The organism is Tistrella mobilis (assembly GCF_039634785.1).
Lineage (GTDB): Bacteria > Pseudomonadota > Alphaproteobacteria > Tistrellales > Tistrellaceae > Tistrella > Tistrella mobilis.
In genome coordinates this window covers 477310-495270 of record NZ_JBBIAB010000002.1, presented here as the reverse complement: position 1 = coordinate 495270, position 17961 = coordinate 477310, and the positions used below count along the sequence as shown (strand labels likewise).

General features: G+C 68.6%; 16 protein-coding genes. 5 read left to right on the top strand and 11 right to left on the bottom strand.

Annotated features, from left to right (window positions below; all coding sequences use genetic code 11):
* The first annotated feature begins 220 nt into the window (after positions 1–220).
* The 4 genes from WI697_RS04965 to WI697_RS04950 all read left to right on the top strand — a co-directional run bounded on the left by WI697_RS04965 (position 221) and on the right by WI697_RS04950 (position 5041).
* Positions 221–724, top strand: a complete 504-nt coding sequence (locus WI697_RS04965; protein ID WP_345957644.1) for an RNA polymerase sigma factor — start codon at positions 221–223, stop codon at positions 722–724.
* Entirely contained in the window at positions 724–1668 is a 945-nt protein-coding gene (locus WI697_RS04960) for a FecR family protein (protein ID WP_345957643.1), read from the top strand. Before WI697_RS04965 ends, WI697_RS04960 begins: the two co-directional genes overlap by 1 nt.
* Positions 1669–1901: 233 nt before the next feature.
* Positions 1902–4466, top strand: coding sequence for a TonB-dependent receptor (locus WI697_RS04955; protein WP_345957659.1), 2565 nt, complete (start codon positions 1902–1904; stop codon positions 4464–4466).
* A 95-nt stretch (positions 4467–4561) separates the two neighbouring features.
* The gene (locus WI697_RS04950; RefSeq protein WP_345957642.1) at positions 4562–5041 is read left to right on the top strand and encodes a hypothetical protein; all 480 of its coding nucleotides are present in this window, start codon (positions 4562–4564) and stop codon (positions 5039–5041) included.
* Positions 5042–5087: 46 nt separating this feature from the next.
* On the opposite strand, the gene WI697_RS04945 is transcribed toward WI697_RS04950, so the two are convergent.
* From WI697_RS04945 to WI697_RS04910, 8 genes are all read right to left on the bottom strand, one after another.
* Positions 5088–5522: a PaaI family thioesterase gene (locus tag WI697_RS04945; protein WP_345957641.1), complete on the bottom strand. Its 435-nt coding sequence runs from the start codon at positions 5520–5522 to the stop codon at positions 5088–5090.
* A gap of 15 nt (positions 5523–5537) precedes the next feature.
* Positions 5538–6842 (bottom strand): TRAP transporter large permease, encoded by a 1305-nt coding sequence (locus tag WI697_RS04940; protein WP_345957640.1) that lies wholly within the window; start codon positions 6840–6842, stop codon positions 5538–5540.
* Positions 6839–7402, bottom strand: coding sequence for a TRAP transporter small permease subunit (locus tag WI697_RS04935; RefSeq protein WP_345957638.1), 564 nt, complete (start codon positions 7400–7402; stop codon positions 6839–6841). The genes WI697_RS04940 and WI697_RS04935 overlap by 4 nt, the downstream gene beginning before the upstream one ends.
* Positions 7399–8253 carry a VOC family protein gene (locus WI697_RS04930; RefSeq protein WP_345957636.1) on the bottom strand — a complete coding sequence of 285 codons (855 nt, stop codon included), beginning with the start codon at positions 8251–8253 and terminating at the stop codon, positions 7399–7401. The genes WI697_RS04935 and WI697_RS04930 overlap by 4 nt, the downstream gene beginning before the upstream one ends.
* Positions 8250–10136 carry an AMP-binding protein gene (locus WI697_RS04925; protein WP_345957635.1) on the bottom strand — a complete coding sequence of 629 codons (1887 nt, stop codon included), beginning with the start codon at positions 10134–10136 and terminating at the stop codon, positions 8250–8252. Before WI697_RS04925 ends, WI697_RS04930 begins: the two co-directional genes overlap by 4 nt.
* Positions 10133–11152 (bottom strand): zinc-binding dehydrogenase, encoded by a 1020-nt coding sequence (locus WI697_RS04920; RefSeq protein ID WP_345957634.1) that lies wholly within the window; start codon positions 11150–11152, stop codon positions 10133–10135. Before WI697_RS04920 ends, WI697_RS04925 begins: the two co-directional genes overlap by 4 nt.
* Positions 11153–11401: 249 nt before the next feature.
* A complete protein-coding gene (locus tag WI697_RS04915; RefSeq protein ID WP_345957633.1) occupies positions 11402–12550 on the bottom strand; it encodes a type 2 periplasmic-binding domain-containing protein in 1149 nt (382 codons plus the stop codon).
* Positions 12551–12686: 136 nt separating this feature from the next.
* Complete coding sequence (locus WI697_RS04910) at positions 12687–13220, bottom strand: MarR family winged helix-turn-helix transcriptional regulator (RefSeq protein ID WP_345957632.1); 534 nt, start codon at positions 13218–13220, stop codon at positions 12687–12689.
* Positions 13221–13327: 107 nt separating this feature from the next.
* On the opposite strand from WI697_RS04910, the gene WI697_RS04905 reads away from it, so the two are divergent.
* Positions 13328–14500: a M20 aminoacylase family protein gene (locus tag WI697_RS04905; RefSeq protein WP_345957657.1), complete on the top strand. Its 1173-nt coding sequence runs from the start codon at positions 13328–13330 to the stop codon at positions 14498–14500.
* A gap of 107 nt (positions 14501–14607) precedes the next feature.
* Here the strand turns inward: WI697_RS04905 and WI697_RS04900 are convergent, their stop codons facing one another.
* The 3 genes from WI697_RS04900 to WI697_RS04890 form a co-directional block, all read right to left on the bottom strand.
* On the bottom strand, positions 14608–14805 hold the full coding sequence (locus WI697_RS04900; RefSeq protein WP_014747645.1) for a hypothetical protein: 198 nt from the start codon (positions 14803–14805) through the stop codon (positions 14608–14610).
* A 361-nt stretch (positions 14806–15166) separates the two neighbouring features.
* Entirely contained in the window at positions 15167–16168 is a 1002-nt protein-coding gene (locus WI697_RS04895) for a type 2 periplasmic-binding domain-containing protein (RefSeq protein WP_345957631.1), read from the bottom strand.
* Positions 16169–17953 carry a M48 family metalloprotease gene (locus WI697_RS04890; RefSeq protein WP_345957630.1) on the bottom strand — a complete coding sequence of 595 codons (1785 nt, stop codon included), beginning with the start codon at positions 17951–17953 and terminating at the stop codon, positions 16169–16171. It lies immediately after the preceding gene.
* Positions 17954–17961: the final 8 nt, after the last annotated feature.

Genomic DNA, 17961 nt, shown 5'->3' with positions numbered 1-17961 from the left:
TACAGCTGAAATCAGGCGGCTTCTCTCCAGGCTTCTGTTCGCGACACAACGCCACGCAGGGGACGTCTGGGCATGGTTTCGGTGGCGGCAGTCACATCAAGCGGTTGCGGCCATTTCGCATGGGGCGAAAAGATATAATATGCAACTGTAGTACTAGACTGCCGTCAGCCAGCCGCCAGCTTCATTCACCGCAGATCACCGATCAGGGGGGCGGGGAGGGGTGGCGACGCGCGCGCTCTCGATATCCAGGCTGTATGGTCATGAACGCGATCGTCTGCGGGCGATCGCGCGGCGGATTCTGGGCGATCCGGTGACGGCCGAGGATCTCGTGCAGCAGGCCTTCGTCAACCTGCTGGGCCGCAGCACCCATGCCGATCCGCCGCCGGTGAGCCAGGCCTATATCACCGCGGCGGTGCGGCATCTGACCCTCAATCATTTGCGCAATACGAAACGCCGGGGCGAGGTGGCGCTGGATGACGCGGCGATGGCCGCGATCCCGGCGCCGGTCGCGAGCCCCGAGGATACCGTCATCCATCGCGCGGAGCTGCGGCGGCTGCTGAAGGCGATCGAGGCCCTGCCCCGGCGGCGGCGGCAGGTCTTCGTGCTGAGCCGGCTGGCGGGGTTGAGCTATATGGATATCGCGGAGCGCATGGGCATTTCACGCAACACCGTGATCTCGCAGATCGCCTCGGCCATGGTCGATCTGGACCGGGCGCTCGGCTGATGGCGGGCGTGATCGACGAGGATGACCGCGCCGCGGCGATGCGCTGGTTCCTGCTGCTGAACGAGGAGCCGGTGGCGGCGGAGGATCGCGCCGCCTTCGCCCGCTGGCTGGCCGGTGGCGAGGGGCGGGTTGCCGCCTATGCCCGGGCGGAAGAGTTGTGGGACCGGTTCGGCGCGGTGCAACCCGCCTGGCAGCGCATGCAGGCCCGCCGACGGGTCAGCCGGCGGGGGGTGCTGACCGGCGGTGTGGCGCTGATGGCGGGTGCGGCCGCATCGCAGCTGGTGGCCCCCGGCCGGCTGCTGGCCGACGAGACGACCGGCACCGGCGAACGCCGCCGGCTGGTGCTTGCCGATGGCAGCCGGGTGGAGTTGGGCGGGCGCTCGGCCCTGTCCACTCGTTTGGACGGCAGCCGGCGGCTGGTCACGCTGGAGGCGGGCGAGGCCTGGTTCCGTCCGGCGGCCGATCCGCGCCCCTTCGTGCTGCGCACCGGCCAGGGGCTGATCACCGCCACCGCCGCCACCACCACCGTCGCCGGGGCGTTCGATGTGAAGCGCCGCGGCGGCGTGACCATCGCGGCGGCGCTGGAGGGCGGGCTTCGCCTGCACCCCGCCGCCGGGGCGCCGGTCGATCTGGCGGCGGGCCACCGATCGGCCTTCGACGCGCATGCCGCCGGAGAGCCCCGCCCCTGCCGCGCGCAGGAGGTGCTGGCCTGGCGCCGCGACCGGATCGTTTTCGAGGACGAGACGCTGGCGGCGGTGGTCGAGGATCTGGAGCGCTACCGCCCGGGCCGGATCGTTCCGGTGGGCGCGCGGGTGGCGGGCCTGAAGGTGACCGCCGTCTTCGACCTGACCCGCCCCGATCGGGCCCTCGACATCCTGGCCGAGACGCTGGATCTGAGGATCCGCCGCCTGGCCGGGCTGGCCCTGATCACCCGGGCGGGCTGAAAAAAAACCGCTGTCCCGCAAAAAAACCACAGGCCGGATCATAACCCCGCGCCCCCCGGGTGTCTGGATCATGAGGGCCGCATGCAGGCGGCCGATCATGGGACATGACCGACAGGGAAGGACGGCCGGGAATGCCGGATCACATGACGAGACGGAACCGGAAGATTGGGCGGGGTCCCGGGGCGGGGCGGGGTCTCGGGGCCGGGCGGGGCGCCGCGACGCTGGTGTTCCTGATGACCGGGGCGATGCTGCCGGTGGCGCCGGCGCCGGTTGCAGCGCAGGTGTCGGAGCTGCGCAGCTATGCCATCGCCCCGCAGCCGCTGGCGGCGGCGCTGGTGCGGTTCTCCGAGATCAGCGGCCGCCAGGTGGTGGCGGAGGGTGAGTTGCTGCGCGGCCGATCGACCGGCGGCCTGACCGGCAGCTATGCCGAGGATGCCGCCCTGGTCCGGCTGCTGGCCGGCACCGGTCTCACCTGGCGGTTCAGCGGCGAGGCGGTGATCATCCAGGCGGCGCCCGAGAGCAGCGAAGCGCGGCAGCTGCAGCCATTGGTGGTAACCAGCGCCATTCCTGCAACCGACAAACCCTATGAGACCGCGGCGCCGGTGGCGCATATTTCGGGCGAAACCATCCAGCGCTTCCGCGGCAGCAGCCCGGCGGACATCTTCCGCGGCGTGCCCGGCGTGATGTCGGGCGAGGCGCGCAACGGCGCCGGATCGGTCGACGTCAACATCCGCGGCATGCAGGGCATGGGCCGGGTGGCGACCACCATCGACGGCGCCGAGAATCTGGTGACCGTCTATCAGGGTTATCAGGGCGCATCGAACCGCACCTTCGTTGATCCGGATCTGCTGGCGGAGGTGGACATCACCAAGGGCTCAGACGTTTCGTCTTTCGGTACGGCAGGCACGGTGGCGATGCGCACGCTCTCGGCCCGGGACATCGTGCAGGAGGGTGAGGATTTCGGCGTCCGGCTGAAGGGCGGGTTCGGCACCAACACCTCGTCGCCCAAGGCCGGCGATGCGGCGGGCTATGCCTGGCCGTCGAATTCCCCGGCGGCGCCCACCGCCAGCCCCACCGGCCTCGACCGGCCCGGCTGGGCGGAGCCGACCAGCGGCTCGGGCAGCGCGGTTGCCGCCTATCGCGATGCCGATATCGATCTGCTCGCCGCCTATGCCTATCGCAAACAGGGCAATTACCATGCCGGCAGCCATGGCCCGGCGGCCACCGTCACCAATCTGGGGCCGGGCGAATACTGCACCAGCTGGGGCAGCTGCACCCAAGTCGATGCCCGCTACCAGAATGGCGGCATCGCCAATTACCGCGCCGGCGAAGAGGTGCTGAACACCGAGCTTGAGACCACCTCGTGGCTGGGCAAGGCGGGGCTGCGCTTCGGCGACGGCCATGCCGTGCAGCTGGGCTATACCAAATTCCGCAGCGAGGCCGGCGACCGCATCGCCTCGCGGCTGACGGGCGAGACTTCGCAGGCGGTCCAGCTGGGCCAGACCGCCGGCACCTGGCTGGATACCGGCACCTTCAATTATCGCTGGAAGCCCGAGGGCGAACCGCTGATCGACCTGAAGGCCAATCTCTACTGGTCGCATCTGGAACTGCGCAATCCCCTCCGCACCGGCTGGCGGCCACCCCAGCCGGGCGATTTCCGCGCAGGCTCGGACACCGATATGTGGGGGGCCGAGATCACCAATGTCAGCCGGGTGGCGACCGGCTTCGGCGACACCACCTTCACCTATGGCCTGTCCTATCGCGGCGAGGATACCGGGCCGAGCGACGGCACCCGCGAGGCGGAAACCTGGCTGGACTATCGCGATGCAAAACGTGAGGAGGCGGCCGGGTTCGTCAAGGCCGCGTGGCAGGCCACCGACTGGCTGACGGTGAATGGCGGCCTGCGCTACATGCACTTCCGGACCGAGGATCGCAACGATCCCTATCTCGAACGCGGCTATGACTACGACACGCGTTTCAGCGATGGCGGCTTCAGCCCGTCGCTGGGCGTGACGGTGGAGCCCTTCGACGGCACACAGCTCTATGTCAATTATTCCAATGTGATGCGGGCGCCCAGCCTGATCGAGACCGCATCGGCCTTCACCATGGGCGTCAACCCCGACGTCACGCCGGAACGGTCGCGGAACTGGGAGCTGGGCGTCAATCAGCGTCTGCGCGGCGTGCTCGACCCCGCCGACGATGCCATGGTCAAGCTCAGCTATTTCAACTGGGATGTTCAGGACTACATCGCGCGCGAGTGGTATCACAACACCGAACAGAATTACTGGAGCATGCATATCTACAATCTGGACCGGGCGAAGTTCGAAGGCCTGGAAATCTCCGGCCGGTATCGCCAGGCCGGGTTCACGGCGGAGTTTTCCGCAAACTATTATCTGAACGTCGAATTCTGCCGCACGGCCGACAGCTGCATCGACAAGTCGCTCTATGGCGACTATGCCACCAATCATGTGCCGCCGGAATATTCGGCCGACCTGACGCTGTCGCAGCTGCTGTTCGACGACATGCTGACGCTGGGCGGCCGCGTCTCGCATATCGGGCCCCGCGCCATCGGCCATGGCGACGTCACGGCCCAGGGCGCGTCGCAGTTCATTTCCCAGGTGACCTGGAAGCCCTATACCCTGGTCGACCTGTTCGCGGATATCGAGATCAACGAGAACCTGACCACCAGCCTGTCGGTGATGAACCTGACCGACCGCTATTACGTCGACCCGCTGGGGCTGGTGAACCAGCCGGGGCCCGGCCGGACGCTCTATGCCTCGGCGACGCTCCGCTTCTGATCCGGCAGCGATCCGGTGCATAATGGCGGAACCGGCGTCCTGCCGGTTCCGCGCCGCTGCACCGTCCCCTGTCCCATTCGCCGCCCCGGCCGCCCATGTCCACCGACGCCGAAACCTTCCGCCGCCTGCTCCGCCGCCCGGTCGACGATCCGGCGGTGCAGGCGCTGATACGAGCCGCCCCCGACGGGCTGGAGCGTGTGGACTGGACCGGCTTCATCCGCCTGCAGCGCCACGGGGTGGCGGTCATGTTCAAGACCGCCCCCTGGGTGACCGGCGAAGAGGGCGAGACCCTGCATGCCGAAGCCGTCCATCTCTACGGCCCCGGCTATGAGAATTCGGCCGGTTTCGCGGGCAGCCTGCCGGCCGGTCTTACCTTCGGCGCTGAAGAGGCACCGATCCGCGCCACGCTGGGCGAGATCCGCAACCAGGGCGGCGGCACCTTCAGCCGCACGCTGCGCCGCACCATGCCGCGCTGGATCTCGTTCGATTTCGGCCCCGACATCCTGCACCTCCAGTTCAGCGGCGCGGGCGGGCTGGAGCTGGTGACGATCTATGTGCCTCTGCCCGGTGTCTGAGGCGCTCAGCTATCCGGGCCTTTCAGGGGGCGGGTATCTGAGGCTTTCAGGGGGCGGGCGTCATCAGCTTCGGCCGCGGATCGACGGTCGAGAAGGTCCCGCGGCCGATGACGCAGACCTCGCCCGCATCGTCGGTGATGGTGACGTCGGCGACGCCGATCGTCTTGCCCAGCCGGCGCACTTCGCCCCGGGCGGTGAGGCCGGTGCGGCGCGGGGCCTGCATGTAGTCGACCCGAAGGTTGATGGTCGGCGTCGGATAGCCGGTCATCACCGAACAGGCCATGGCGCCGGCAACGTCGATCAATGCAGCGGTGACGCCGCCATGATAGTTGCCGGCTTTCGCGAAGATGGTATAGGCCGGATCGAAGGCCAGTTTCAGCACCACCACGCCCTTTTCCGCGTCGGCCTCGACCGGCTCCACCTTCAGGAATTTGTGGTATTCGGCCGAGGCGACCAGGGATTTCAGATCGTCGAAGGTCATCGGGGGTCGCATCCTTCAGAGCAGCTGCGCAGGCAGCCAGAGGGTGAGGTCGGGGAAGCCCAGCAGCAGCACCATCACCACCGCCTCGGCGAGCAGGAACCAGAGTGCGCCGCGGAAGATGGTCGGCAGACCGATGCCCGGGGTGATCGATTTGACCGCGAAGACGTTGAGCCCGACCGGCGGGGTCATCAGGCCGATTTCGATGTATTTGACCACGATGATGCCGACCCAGATCAGGTCGTAGCCCATGCGTTCGAACAGCGGCAGCAGCACCGAGATCGAGATCAGCATCACCCCGAACGGGTCGAGGAACATGCCGAGCACCAGGAAGACCACCGCCATCGCCGCCATCATCAGCGCCGGCGGCAGGTCGAGGGCGGCAACCCCGGTCGCGACCGCGGCCGGCAGGCCGGTCAGGGTCATGTAGCGGGTGAGCATGAAGGCGCCGATGGCGATGAACAGGATTGCGGCGGTGGTGCGCGCGGCGTCGAGGCAGACCTGCCAGAGCCGGCGCGGCCCCATCCGGCCCTGAAGCGCCGCGAAGGCGATGCTGGCGACCGCCCCGATGCCGCCGGCCTCGATGGGCGAGAACCAGCCGCCATAGATGCCGCCCAGCACCACCAGCGCCAGCAGCGGCAGCGGCCACGAGGTGGTGAGCAGGTGCCGCCATTCGCCGGGGGCGGCCGTCACCTCCACCCGCGGGGCCAGTGCCGGGTTGAAGTGGCAGCGCAGCACGATCATCACCGTATAGGCGATGGCGGTCAGCACCCCCGGCACGATGCCGGCGAAGAACAGCTTCGCGACCGATTGTTCGGCGAGGATGCCGTAGACGATCAGCGGGATGGAGGGCGGGATCAGGGCGGCGAGCGTGCCGGCGCAGGCACAGACCGCCGTGGCGAGCGAGGGGTGATAGCCGGCACGCAGCATTTCGGGGATCGCGATCCGGCCCATGGAGACGGTGGTGGCGAGGCTGGAGCCCGAGGCGGCGCCGAAGCCGGCGGCGGCGAAATTGGTGGCGACGGCCAGCCCTCCGGGCAGGCGGGCGAGGCCAAGCTCGGCCATGCGGAACAGGCCGTCGGTCATGCCCGCCCGCCAGGCGACATTGCCCATCAGCAGGAAGAGCGGCACGGCCGAGAATTCCCAGCTGGCCGAGAATTCATACGGCACCCGCGCCATGACGCTGATCGCTGCCGGCAGCGGCAACAGGGCGGTGGTGCCGATGAAGGCCGCCACGCCCAGCGCCAGCCCGACCGGCAGGCGCAGGCCGATCAGCAGCAGGATGGCGGCAAGGGTGATGCACCCCTGAAGCACCGGGCTCATGCGCCATCTCCGGGAACAGGGTGGCGCTGGATCAGGCGACCGACCCCCCGGCCCAGATCGAGCAGGGCGACGAGACCGGTCAGCGCGAAGCCCGCCGGCACCAGCCAGCGGCCCGGCCAGACCGGCAGGGCCCAGGTGGCGAACTCCACCCGTTCGCCCCTCAGGGTGGCGTCGAGCGCATCATCGATGCCCCAGGCGGTCATCGCCGCCGCCGCCGCCAGAAAGACCAGGCTGGTGAAGAGGGTGAGCAGGCCGTCGAGCCGGGGGCCGGCGATCATGTCGATCAGATCGACCCGGATATGGTCGCCGCGGGCGTGGACGCTGCCCAGCGCGCAGAACACCACCGCGACCATGTACCAGCCGGCGACGAATTCGGTGGTGCCCGACAGCGGCAGCCCGGCCAGATTGCGCGCCGCGACGTCCAGCACCACATGCAGCGCCATCAGGGCGACGGCAAGCCCGCCCAGGATGCCGACACCATCGACCATGCGGCGAAGCCCGCGGAGCGGCGGCGCTGCCGGGGCGGGCGGATCGTTCAGACGGTCGGGCGTCGCGGTCATGCCGGTCCCTCGAAGATCATCAGGCAGCCATTGGCGTGCTGCGGCAGGACATGGAAACGGTCCGGCGCCGTGCGGATCGGCCGGGCATCGGTGGCATCGATGCGGGCGAAGGCGGCGTTGATATCGTCTGTGGCGAAAACCAGGCCGGCCAGCCGCCGGTCATGCGGCCCGGCAACCATGCCCGGGCAGGCATGGACCAACCGGTCGGCGGAGAAGATCCTGAGCGCGACCCGGCCGGGGCCTGCGGTGACCGCCACCGGATCGGTGCCGTCCAGCCGCGCCGCCCACGGGCCCCGGTAGGCCGCGGCCACGGCAGCCGGATCGGGAGCCAGGGCGATGACCGCAATCATCTGCCGGGCATGGTTGGCATGGCGGATGAATTCCGGCCGGGTGTAGTGCTGGGGCGTGTGATGCTGACAGGCATTCCAGTAGAACGGCGTCTGGCCGGTCAGCGGAATGGCGACCCGGAAGGCGGGGGAGATGACCTCACCCGTGGCCAGCGGCCAGTCGCGGCGGATCGACACCGGCGGCGGCACGCGGATGCCGGCGGCATTGAGTGCGGCGGCCGTCGCATCGGCATCGCTGGTGGCGGTGACGGTGGAGACCGGGCCGTCGGGTGCATCCAGCACGTCGGGCATCGGCGGCGGCGCGGCATCCGGGTCGGTCAGCTGCATGATTTCGATGTAGTTGCAGGCGCCGGGGATCATGGCGTCGAAGCAGATCAGCCGGTTGGCGAGCCCCGGCATGTCGGACCGGGCGGTGACGGTGAAGCCCAGTTCGGCGAACCGGTCGCCGGCCGCGGCGAGGTCGCCGGTCTTGATCATCAGATGGTCGATGTCGAGGATGCTCAAGGACGGGGTTCCTCAGGCGCGGGGGCGGGGGATGGCCGGGCGTCGAGCCCGAGCCCTGAAAGCGTGGCGGCCGCCTGGTCGAAGGCGGTGCTGCCGGCGGCAAAGGGCAGGATCACGGCGATCCGCCCGCCGGGCAGCTCGTCCGTGCCGATCCGGTCGGGATCGAGCCCCAGGCTGGCGGCCGCGGCGCGGCGGCAGGCCTCGCGCCGCAGGCCGGGCTTGTGGACCTTGCCGACCGCCGTCATCGGCAGGGCGGGCAGAACCTCGATCCAGCGCGGGATGGCGGCGCGCTCGGCAATGGTCGGGGCGATTTCGGCCAGAATGTCGGCACCGGTGCGGTTGCGGCCGCGGGTGAGCGTGACGAAGGCGACCGGCACCTCGCCCAGCCGGGCATCGGGCAGGCCGACCGCGGCTCCCAGTGCCACATCGGGATGGGCGTTGAGCGGTTCCTCGATCAGCGCCGGATCGATGTTGTGGCCGCCGCGTATGATCACGTCCTTGGCCCGGCCGGTGATGGTCAGGAAGCCGTCGGCATCCATGACACCGATGTCGCCGGTGTCGAGCCAGCCGCCGTCGAGCAGCACGCCCCGGTTGGCGGCGGGGTCGAGATAGCCCGGAAAGACCGAGGGCGAGCGGGCGATGATCGATCCGGCGGTGCCGCGGGGCAGAAACCCGATCACCCGGCCATCGGCCACCCGGGCCACCTGAAGCTCGCACCAGGGCAGGCGTAGCCCGACCGAGCCCGGGCGGCTTTCGCCGTCGGGCGGCATATAGGTCAGCACCAGCGTCGCCTCGGTCAGCCCCCAGGCCTCTTTGATCGGCACGCCGGTGCGGTCGGTGAAGCGCCGGTGCACCTCGGCCGGCAGGGAGGAGGCCGACGAGATCCAGGCGCGCAGGCCGGTCTTCCCGGCGGTGCCGGCAAAGCTCTGGGTCGCTGCGGCGACCACGGTCGGCGGGCCGATGGCGATATCGGGCCGCGCCCGGCCGAAGATGTCCCAGAGCCCGGCCATGACCGCCGGGTCGCGATAGCCGCGCCGGCCCAGATGGACCACTTCGCAGCCATGGGCAAACGGGGCCAGCGCCCCCATCACCAGCGCACCGACATGGAACAGCGGCATGCCGTTGGTCAGCCTGTCGCCGGACCTGAGACCGGCGCCGAAGCCGGCGATCAGGCTCATGCAGGCGAGGTTGTAATGGGTGAGCGGGGCGATCTTGGGCAGGCCGGTGGTGCCGCCGGTGTGGAAGCAGGCGGCGATGTCACCCGGCATCGGATCGGGGCCGGCATCGGCCGGGTCGGCGGCATCGCGCAATGTCTCGTAATGCAGAACACCATCCGGGGCGGCCGGCTCGCCCACCACCAGCACATGGCGGATGCCCGGTGCCGCGGCCAGAATCGCCGGCAGCTTCTCCCAGGTGCCATCGCGGCCCGAGGGGCCCTCGATGCACAGGATGCAGGCCCCCGCCCGGCCCAGCATCGCGCCGATGATCGCCGGCTCCAGGAAAGGGTTCACCGGCATGGTGATGCCGGCATGGGCGGCGCCCCAGCCGATCTCCACCGTCTGCGGCAGGGCCGGCAGCAGGCAGGCGACGACATCGCGGCGCGTCAGGCCCAGGCTGCGGAACACGGCCGCTGCCTGCATCGCACGGGCGAAGAAGGCGGCGAAGCCGATCTCTTCCGCCACCCCGTCCGGATCGGCAGGATCGGCCAGATAAGAGGCGGCGATCCGCCCGCCATGGGTGCGGGCGGCATGGGCCAGCACCGCGGTCATGGTGCGGCCGGTCAGATGATCGTCGATCGGGTCGCGTTCCAGCGCCTCGACATCGGCGAGGGTCCGGAAGGGCGGCAGATGGCGCGGCCGCCCGGCATGGGCATCGGCGGTCATGCATCCAGCCCCGGCTTGATGATCACCTTGCCGAAGACCTCGCGGTCTTCCAGCAGGCGCACGCCCTCGCGGCCTTCCGACAGCGGCAGCACCTTGTCGATCACCGGATCGAGACGGCCTGCCGCCACCAGATCCAGACAGGCGGCGATATCTTCCTTGGTGAAACCGGTCGATCCCAGGATCGACATCTCGGCCATGAAAATGAAGCGGATATCGGTTTTGGGGTCGAAGCCGGCCGTGGCGCCGCAGGTCAGCAGCCGGCCGCCGCGCTTCACCGCCCTGAGCGACGGCACCCAGCTGTCGCCGCCGGTGAAATTGACCACGACATCCCACCCGCCGCCCCGGAACAGAGAGCCGGTGCGCTTGCGGGTATAGGCGTCGATCGCCTCGGCCGAATAGTCGATGGTCTCGTCGGCGCCAAGCTCGGTCAGCCGCCGGCATTTGTCGGGCGAGCCGGCGGCCGCGACGACATGGGCGCCGGCCATCTTCGCCAGCAGCAGGCAGGCGGTGCCGACACCGCCCGAGGCGCCGAGGATCAGGATGGTTTCCCCCGCCTTCAGCCCGCCGCGGGTGAACAGCATGCGATAGGCGGTGCCATAGGCGACCGGCAGCGCGGCGGCGGCCTCGTCGGAGACATGGTCCGGCACGGGGATCAGCTGATCGGCGCGGCAGATGCAATATTCGGCCATCGCCCCGCGCCGGGTTTCGCCCATCATCTCGAAATGGCCGCTCTGGTCGTCGACGAAAGCCGGGTTGATCAGCACCCGGTCGCCCGGCGCCCAGCCGGTGACGCCGTCACCCGTCTCCGCCACCATGCCGGCGCAGTCGCCGCCGGTGATGCCCGGCAGCTCCACCTTGATCCCCGGCATGCCGCGGCGGGAGAAGACATCCAGATAGTTGAGTGCGCAGGCGCCGACCTTCACCTTCACCCAGCCGGCGGGGACCGCCGGATCGGCGATCTCGCCATAGGTAAGGGCATCCAGGGGGCCATGGGCCTCAAAATACACGGCTTTCATCGCAGGCGACTCCAGGCAGGGGATTGTGCGTGAAAAAGAAGAGGCGTCCGGATACCGCACATCAGGGCACGACCGGCCGTGCGCCGCCGGCAGGGGGATGCCGGAGACCCGGGCCAGAAGGTCATGTCGCACGGGGGGAGGAGGATCCGGCAGCACCACCGGGGGCAGGATCCGGACGCCGGCGGGCGGGCCCGGGCCGTCAGGAGGGGAGGACGGCCCGGACCTGGTGCACCGCCAAGGGGGTGGTGATCAGAAGGGGTATTTGGAGAAGACGCGCTCGTTCAGGATCTGCTCGAATTTCGCGCGATCACCCTGGAACTGCGGCAGCAGCCGCTCGTGCCAGATGCGGAAGGTGGCAACCATCCGGTCGACCACCGCGTCGCCGTCGGCGAGGCCGCGATCGCGGGCCAGCGCCTTCAGGGCGGCGACTTCGCCGTCCTGAAAGCCGGTCCAGCGGCTCTTCATATCGGCATCGCCGGGGCTGAAGGTCACCTTGTCGGCAAGCGATGCCTTCACCTGGGCATCCTGGGTGATGTAGGCATCGGTGACATAATTCCAGACCGCGGCCGGCATCAGCTTCACGATCGCCGCCCGGTCCTCTTTCGAGATCTTCTCCCAGGATTTGCGATTGAAGGCGATCGGCACCGCGCCGGCGATGATGCCCTGGGGCATCTCGATCACCGATGTCACCGTGTCCTGAAGGCCATAGCTGCGGATCCAGGCCATCCCCAGAAGCGTGCAGTCGCTCTGCCCCAGCTGGAGCGCCGGCAGGATGTCGGTGATGGTGCTGCGCACCGGCGTCATGCCGAGCGCCGTTGCCCAGCGCGCTTCAGGAGAGCCGACCACGCTGACCCGGCGGCCGGCGAGATCGGCGGCGGTAGCCGCCGGCTTCGTGCACATCATGGCGAGCGGCGAAGCGGACTGCATCAGGATCGGTACGATCCCGGCCATCTTCACCTCGTCGCGGCAGTTCTGGCAGCCGACGAAGAAGATCTCGTTGATCGCCCCCATGGTGGCATAGGGGTCGCCGCCAAGCCCGGTCATCTCGGCGATCAGCGAGGAATAGGGCAGCTGGCTGCCGGTCAGCTGGCCGATGAAGAAGCCGGCATCGACCACACCGTCACGGATGCCGTCGAAGCCGTTGGCGATCGAGACCAGCTGTCCGCCCAGGATCGGCGTGAACGCCACCCGGCCATCGGTCGCCCGGGTGATGTCGGCCAGGATCGGCAGGACACCCTGCTGATTGGCGCTGGACCGTTCCGGCACGCCCGATCCGTAGGTAAAGGTGGCGGCGGTGGCGGGGCCCGCGGCGGGCAGGCCGAGGGACAGCACGGCCAGGGCCGCGCCCGAAATCAGGGCGCGCGTCGCCCTGCGCGGTGCAAATGCATATCGGCGCATGATGGATCTTCCCTGTCGAGGAGAGCGGCCGGTTCCCTCCGGCTCGTAAGATCCAGTCTGCGGGGCGTCGGGAAGGAAGTCAACAATATTGACTATCTTGTGACGATGCCCCGATAGCATCGGGAGACGGGCGTCGTCAGCTCCGTCGGCGCCGATATGCCGATGCCGGTGCCTCGTCGTCGGGGGAGCCCGCCTCGCGGGCGGCGGCCAGAAGCTCGATCAGCTGATCCAGGCGGTCGCCCCCGATCACCCGGGCGATATCGGCCTCGGCGCGCTTCAGTGCCTGGATGCCCAGCGACAGCAGCCGACGGCCGTCTTCGGTGACGGTGACGATGCGGCTGCGGGCATCGGCAGGGTCGGGGGCAAGGGCCACGAAGCCCTGTTCCTCGAAAGCGGCGACCAGCTTGCTCATCGCCTGTTTCGAAATGCCGGCGCGTGCCGCCATGTCGGTGATGGTCGATCCTTCGAAGCGCATGGTGCGCAGGACATGGGTATGGGCGGCATTCAGCATCGGATAGCCGCTCTCGCGCAGATACCGTAGCGCGCGGCGATCGAAGCCCATATGCACCTCGTCGAGCAGCCGGCCCAGATTCACCTGCCGGAACCTCTCCAACTCGTCGCCGCGCAGCACCACACGCTCTTCACGATCACCATCCCGTCCGCTTGCCATCTTTCCCGTCTTGTCCCTTGCCGGAAGATAGTAAACTATATTGACGATATGCCATGCCCGCAATGAAGCCCGCAACGGAGCCCGCAACGGAGGACATTCCCTTGGCCATGCAGATCATCCGCGACCTGGCCGATCTGAACGAGACGCATACCGCATGGCGGCGCGATCTGCACGCACATCCCGAAATCGGCTTTCAGGAACACCGCACGGCGGCCTTCGTGGCCGACCGTCTGGCCGAAGCCGGGTTCGAGGTTACCACAGGTATCGCCGGCACCGGCGTGGTCGGCCGGATCAGCACCGGTGCGGGCGGGTCGATCGGGCTGCGCGCCGATATGGACGCCCTGCCGATGGACGAGGGGCCGGGCCCGGACGAACGGCCCTGGGCATCGCGCCATCCCGGGCTGTTCCATGGCTGTGGCCATGACGGCCACACCACCTGTCTGCTGGCGGCGGCCCGGCATCTGGCCCGGAGCCGCAGCTTTCGGGGCACGCTGACCGTCATCTTTCAGCCGGCCGAAGAGGGGCTGGGCGGCGGCGCCAGGATGGTGGAAGAGGGGTTGTTCGACCGCTTCCCCTGCGAGGCCGTGTTCGGCTTCCACAACATGCCGCTGCTGCCGCTCGGCACCGCCAGCGTCCGGCCGGGGCCGGCGATGGCGTCGTTCGATGAATTCAAGGTGGTGATGACCGGCCGGGGCGGCCATGCCGGCATGCCCCACACCACCCGCGATCCGGCCCTGGCGCTTGCCGAGGCGACCTGCAGCCTGCAGGGCCTGGTGTCACGCGAGGTGAATGCGAACAGTGCCGCCGTGCTGTCGGTCACCCAGATCCATGTCGGCACCACCCATAACGTGGTGGCCGATCAGGGCTGGCTGGGCGGCACGGTGCGGGCGCTGGACGAAGAGGCCCGTGCGATCGTCGAGGCCGGGCTTGGCCGTACCGTGGCCGGTGTGGCGGCGGCGCGCGGGGTGACTGCGACGGTCGACTATCGCCGCGGCTATCCGGTGCTGGTCAACGACCCGGCCGAAACGGCGCGCGCCGCCGCAGTGCTGGCGGATCTCTATGGCGGGAATTTCCGCCCCGATTTCCCGCCGCTGATGGCGGCCGAGGATTTCGCCTTCATGCTGCAAAAGCGGCCCGGTGCCTATCTGCTCTTCGGCCAGGGCGGGGAGGGGGGCTGCATGGTCCACAACCCAAACTATGATTTCGATGATCGACTGATTCCAATGGTTGCGACGGCTCTGGTGCGCCTGGTCGAAAACCGGCTGCCCGCCGCAGGCTGACCTGCCTGAACGAAAACGGCGGCGGCTGCCGGGTTTCCGCAGCCGCCGCCTGTCGCCTCTACCGCCGATCCGGCCTCCCCCGGCCGTGGGGCCGGCGGCGGGCGACGTCACGACCGCTGACGCCGGTCGTCCTGGGCCGCGCGCAGCCTTTGGGCCGCGGCACGGGCGGTTTCAGGAGACGGGAAACGCGAGCCGTCGAGCAGACGATAGCGGCCCGAGGCGGCGTGGAAACGGAAGCCGCGCGGCTCCGGCGTGACGAAACCGGTCGCCTCGCCGGCAACCTCGATCGGCAGGATGGCAGACATGGCGGATGGCCCTCCATTCAGGTCTGAAACGATCTGTGCTGTCCGGGAAAAGGTCGGGCCGCATCACCCGAAGGCACGCGGCCCGCAGGGACAGTGGCCGGTGCGGGGTTGCAACCGGCAGGAGATCGACAGGAGACACCGGAGCGCGGTGTGCGATCGCTGGATCATGGGGGCTCTCTCCGACGGGATACGAGGATGCGAGGCCACGACCGGCGATCGTGGCGCTTTAGCGGTTGGTGACGCGGCGCAAGCTGCTCTTCAAACTCCGCGATGGCACCGTGTCCGGCGGCCATGGATCAAGTATGTTTAGTCCATAAAATGAGTCAATAATAGAATTATATACCGTATAAAAACTGTGAAATTATGGCCCTGCCGCATAGCCGGCCGGCGTTGCGGCGGGTCGCGCGGTTTCGGGCGAAGGACCGGCCCCCATGGTTGCCGACACTGCCTCGCGGAGCAGCGGCGGAAGCTGCCCCCCGCCTGCCGCGCAGAGACCGGGCGAGGCCAGTACCACCATCGGTGCGGTGACGGTCATGACCGTCATATCGCCCTCGGGCAGATCGGAGAGCGTGATCACCCGCCGCTCCACCCCGACCGCACGCGTCAGTGGTGGTGCGTCCGGCGGATCGTCGGCGGGGACGGGGATCAGTTGCAGCTGGCAGCCGCCCCGCGGCGCGTTGAGCAGGAGGGCGGCGCGTGCCGGGGCGAGCATCCGGAAAACGATGTCGACATCCTGGCGGCAGAGCGCCGGGATCTGGAGATCGGCCGGCAGTGCCACCTCGCGACCGGCCGGCAGGCCGATCCCGAGATAGGCCAGCAACGCCTCGGCCAGATTGCGGGTGCCAGAGCCGGCAGGGCCGAGGCTGACCAGCGTGCCGGGCATCTGAAGCAGGGTGGCGAGGTCGGGCGGAGAGGCCTGGTCTCCCGCCTCGACCCGTCGAAGGATGAAAAGCGCTTCCTCGGTGCCGGTCAGGACGCGGTCGTCCTCGGGCGCGTTGCCGCCGGTATGGGTGGTGCACCGGCCGCGTTCCGACACCAGGATGGCATCCGGTTGGTCGCGCACCACGCCATCCAGCTGGGCGAAGGCGAGATCGACATGACCGGCCGCGATGTGCAGCAGATTGTCGCCGGTCCCATTGGTCGGCTCCACCACGCAGCGCAATCCGCGACCGGCGCAGCGGCGATTGATCATGCGGCAGGTGTCGAGCCCCAGGCGGTGATAGGCGCCGTCCGGCGCCGCGGTTGCGATGGTGATGTAGGCGGCATCTTCCGCCCGGGCGGTGGCCGCGAGGCCTGCGGCCAGGAGCAGTGCGGCGATGGCCGACCGCCGCGCCCCCGATGCACGGATCCGTCCGGGCGTCATTCAGCCACCGAAGCCCAGCAGGCTGCGCAGGCTTGGGCCTTTGGTCTCCGCAGGGGCCGCTGCTGCGTCGGGAAGAGGGATGACCGGCTGTTCCGCCTCGGCGACCTGGACGGCGACGGCCGTGGTGCTGCACTGCTTCCGGGTGATCTCCGACAGGTTCTGACAGGCGTCATAGGCGGCGCGCGCCTGGGCCTTGTCTCCCATCCGGGCGAGGACGGCGATCCTGGTCGGCTGGACCGCTTCAAGACCATAGATCGCCTGGGCGGTTTCCAGCGTGACGAGCGGATTGCCGGCAGGCTGCGGTTTCGACTTCGCCTTACCCTTGGACGGGGCTGCGGTGATCGCCTGCCATCTGTTCATGCCGGCGGGTTTCGACGCTTCGAGCGTCGCCTTCATGGTATAGCCTTCGATCGGCATCGGCAGGTTGGGATCGATCTGCTGAAGCGCCTGAAGGGCGGCGGCATCCCGGCCCCGGCCCTGATGGATCAACGCCTCTACCATTCGCGGCAGGGGATGATCGCCGATCCGGTCAATGCCGTAGCCCGCTTTCAGCCTGGCTTCGGCGTCGTCATATCTGCCTTCGGGCAGCGCGAACAGCGCCTCGATGACCCCGGCATAGGCGTTGTTCATGTCCTTGATGCCGAGCGACGTCTTGATCTCGTCATAGCCCGGATGCGGCGTGTCCGGCGCGTCGGTATAGAATTTGTCGTTATAGTCCCAGCTGCGTTGCAGGCGTTCCTCACCGGAGGCATAGCGGCCGGAGACGGCGTCGACGATTTCCCGCCCGACATCCGTGCCGGCATCCAGCGTGGCACCGATCACCGGGATGACGGTCATATTGCCGGACGACCAGGCGGCCTGCATCTCTGCCTCGACCCGCTTCGTGCGTTCGTCCGCGAGTTTCTGCAGCCGTTCGGTCATGGTGCCGCGCGCCTTCTCGCCCGCAGCGATCTTCTCCAACCCGTATTGCGCGACGAGCGGGGCATAGCCGGCGCGGGAGATGAGATCGATGCCGAGCAGGTCGGCATCGTTTTCCTGCTGGCGGTTCCAGGCGGCACCGACGACATCATTGCCGATGAAATCGAGCGCCCATTTGGTCGCCATCACCGTGTTGGCGTCGCGTTGCAACCCTGCCTTCTGGCTGCCGGTGAGGCCACCACTTCCGGCCTCCACCTGGCTTTTGAACACGGTGCTGAGAACGAAGGCCCCGGCCGCCATGGTGGTGGCGTCACGCTGTTCCTTGAACAGCTTGTCCTTGTCGTGATGCCGGAGCAGCAGATGGCCCAGTTCATGGCCGAGCATCATGGCCACTTCGTCTTCCGACTCCGCCTGGGCCAGCACGTTGATGCTGACATAGATGTCGCCATCGGGCCGTGCCATGGCCTGATAGCCTGAACTGGCCAGAAGGTGGACCTGCACATCGGGTGCGCCCGGCGGGGCGACGGCCAGAAGCCGCAACAGAATGCTGCGAAGATATGCCTGGATCTTCGCATCCGGAATGACGCGCGAGGCTTCCGGGATCGGCACCTTGTCCTGTTCCTGGCGCCAGTAGTTGGTGCCGACGTCATCCGCCGCCCCGGAGAAGTAGAGGGTGCGCGGCGGCCGCGGATCGCCGGCACTGCTGGGCAGCGAGGCATCGAATTGCGCGGTCGCAATCAAAGGTGCCTTCATGCCGGAGATGCTGTCGTCCGACAGGCCGGGAACATTGATACCGCCGTTGACGCAGCCGGTGAGGAGCAGGGCGCTGCCGGCCAGGGCCAGAACAGGGCGTCGGGTGCGTGTCATCGATCCTG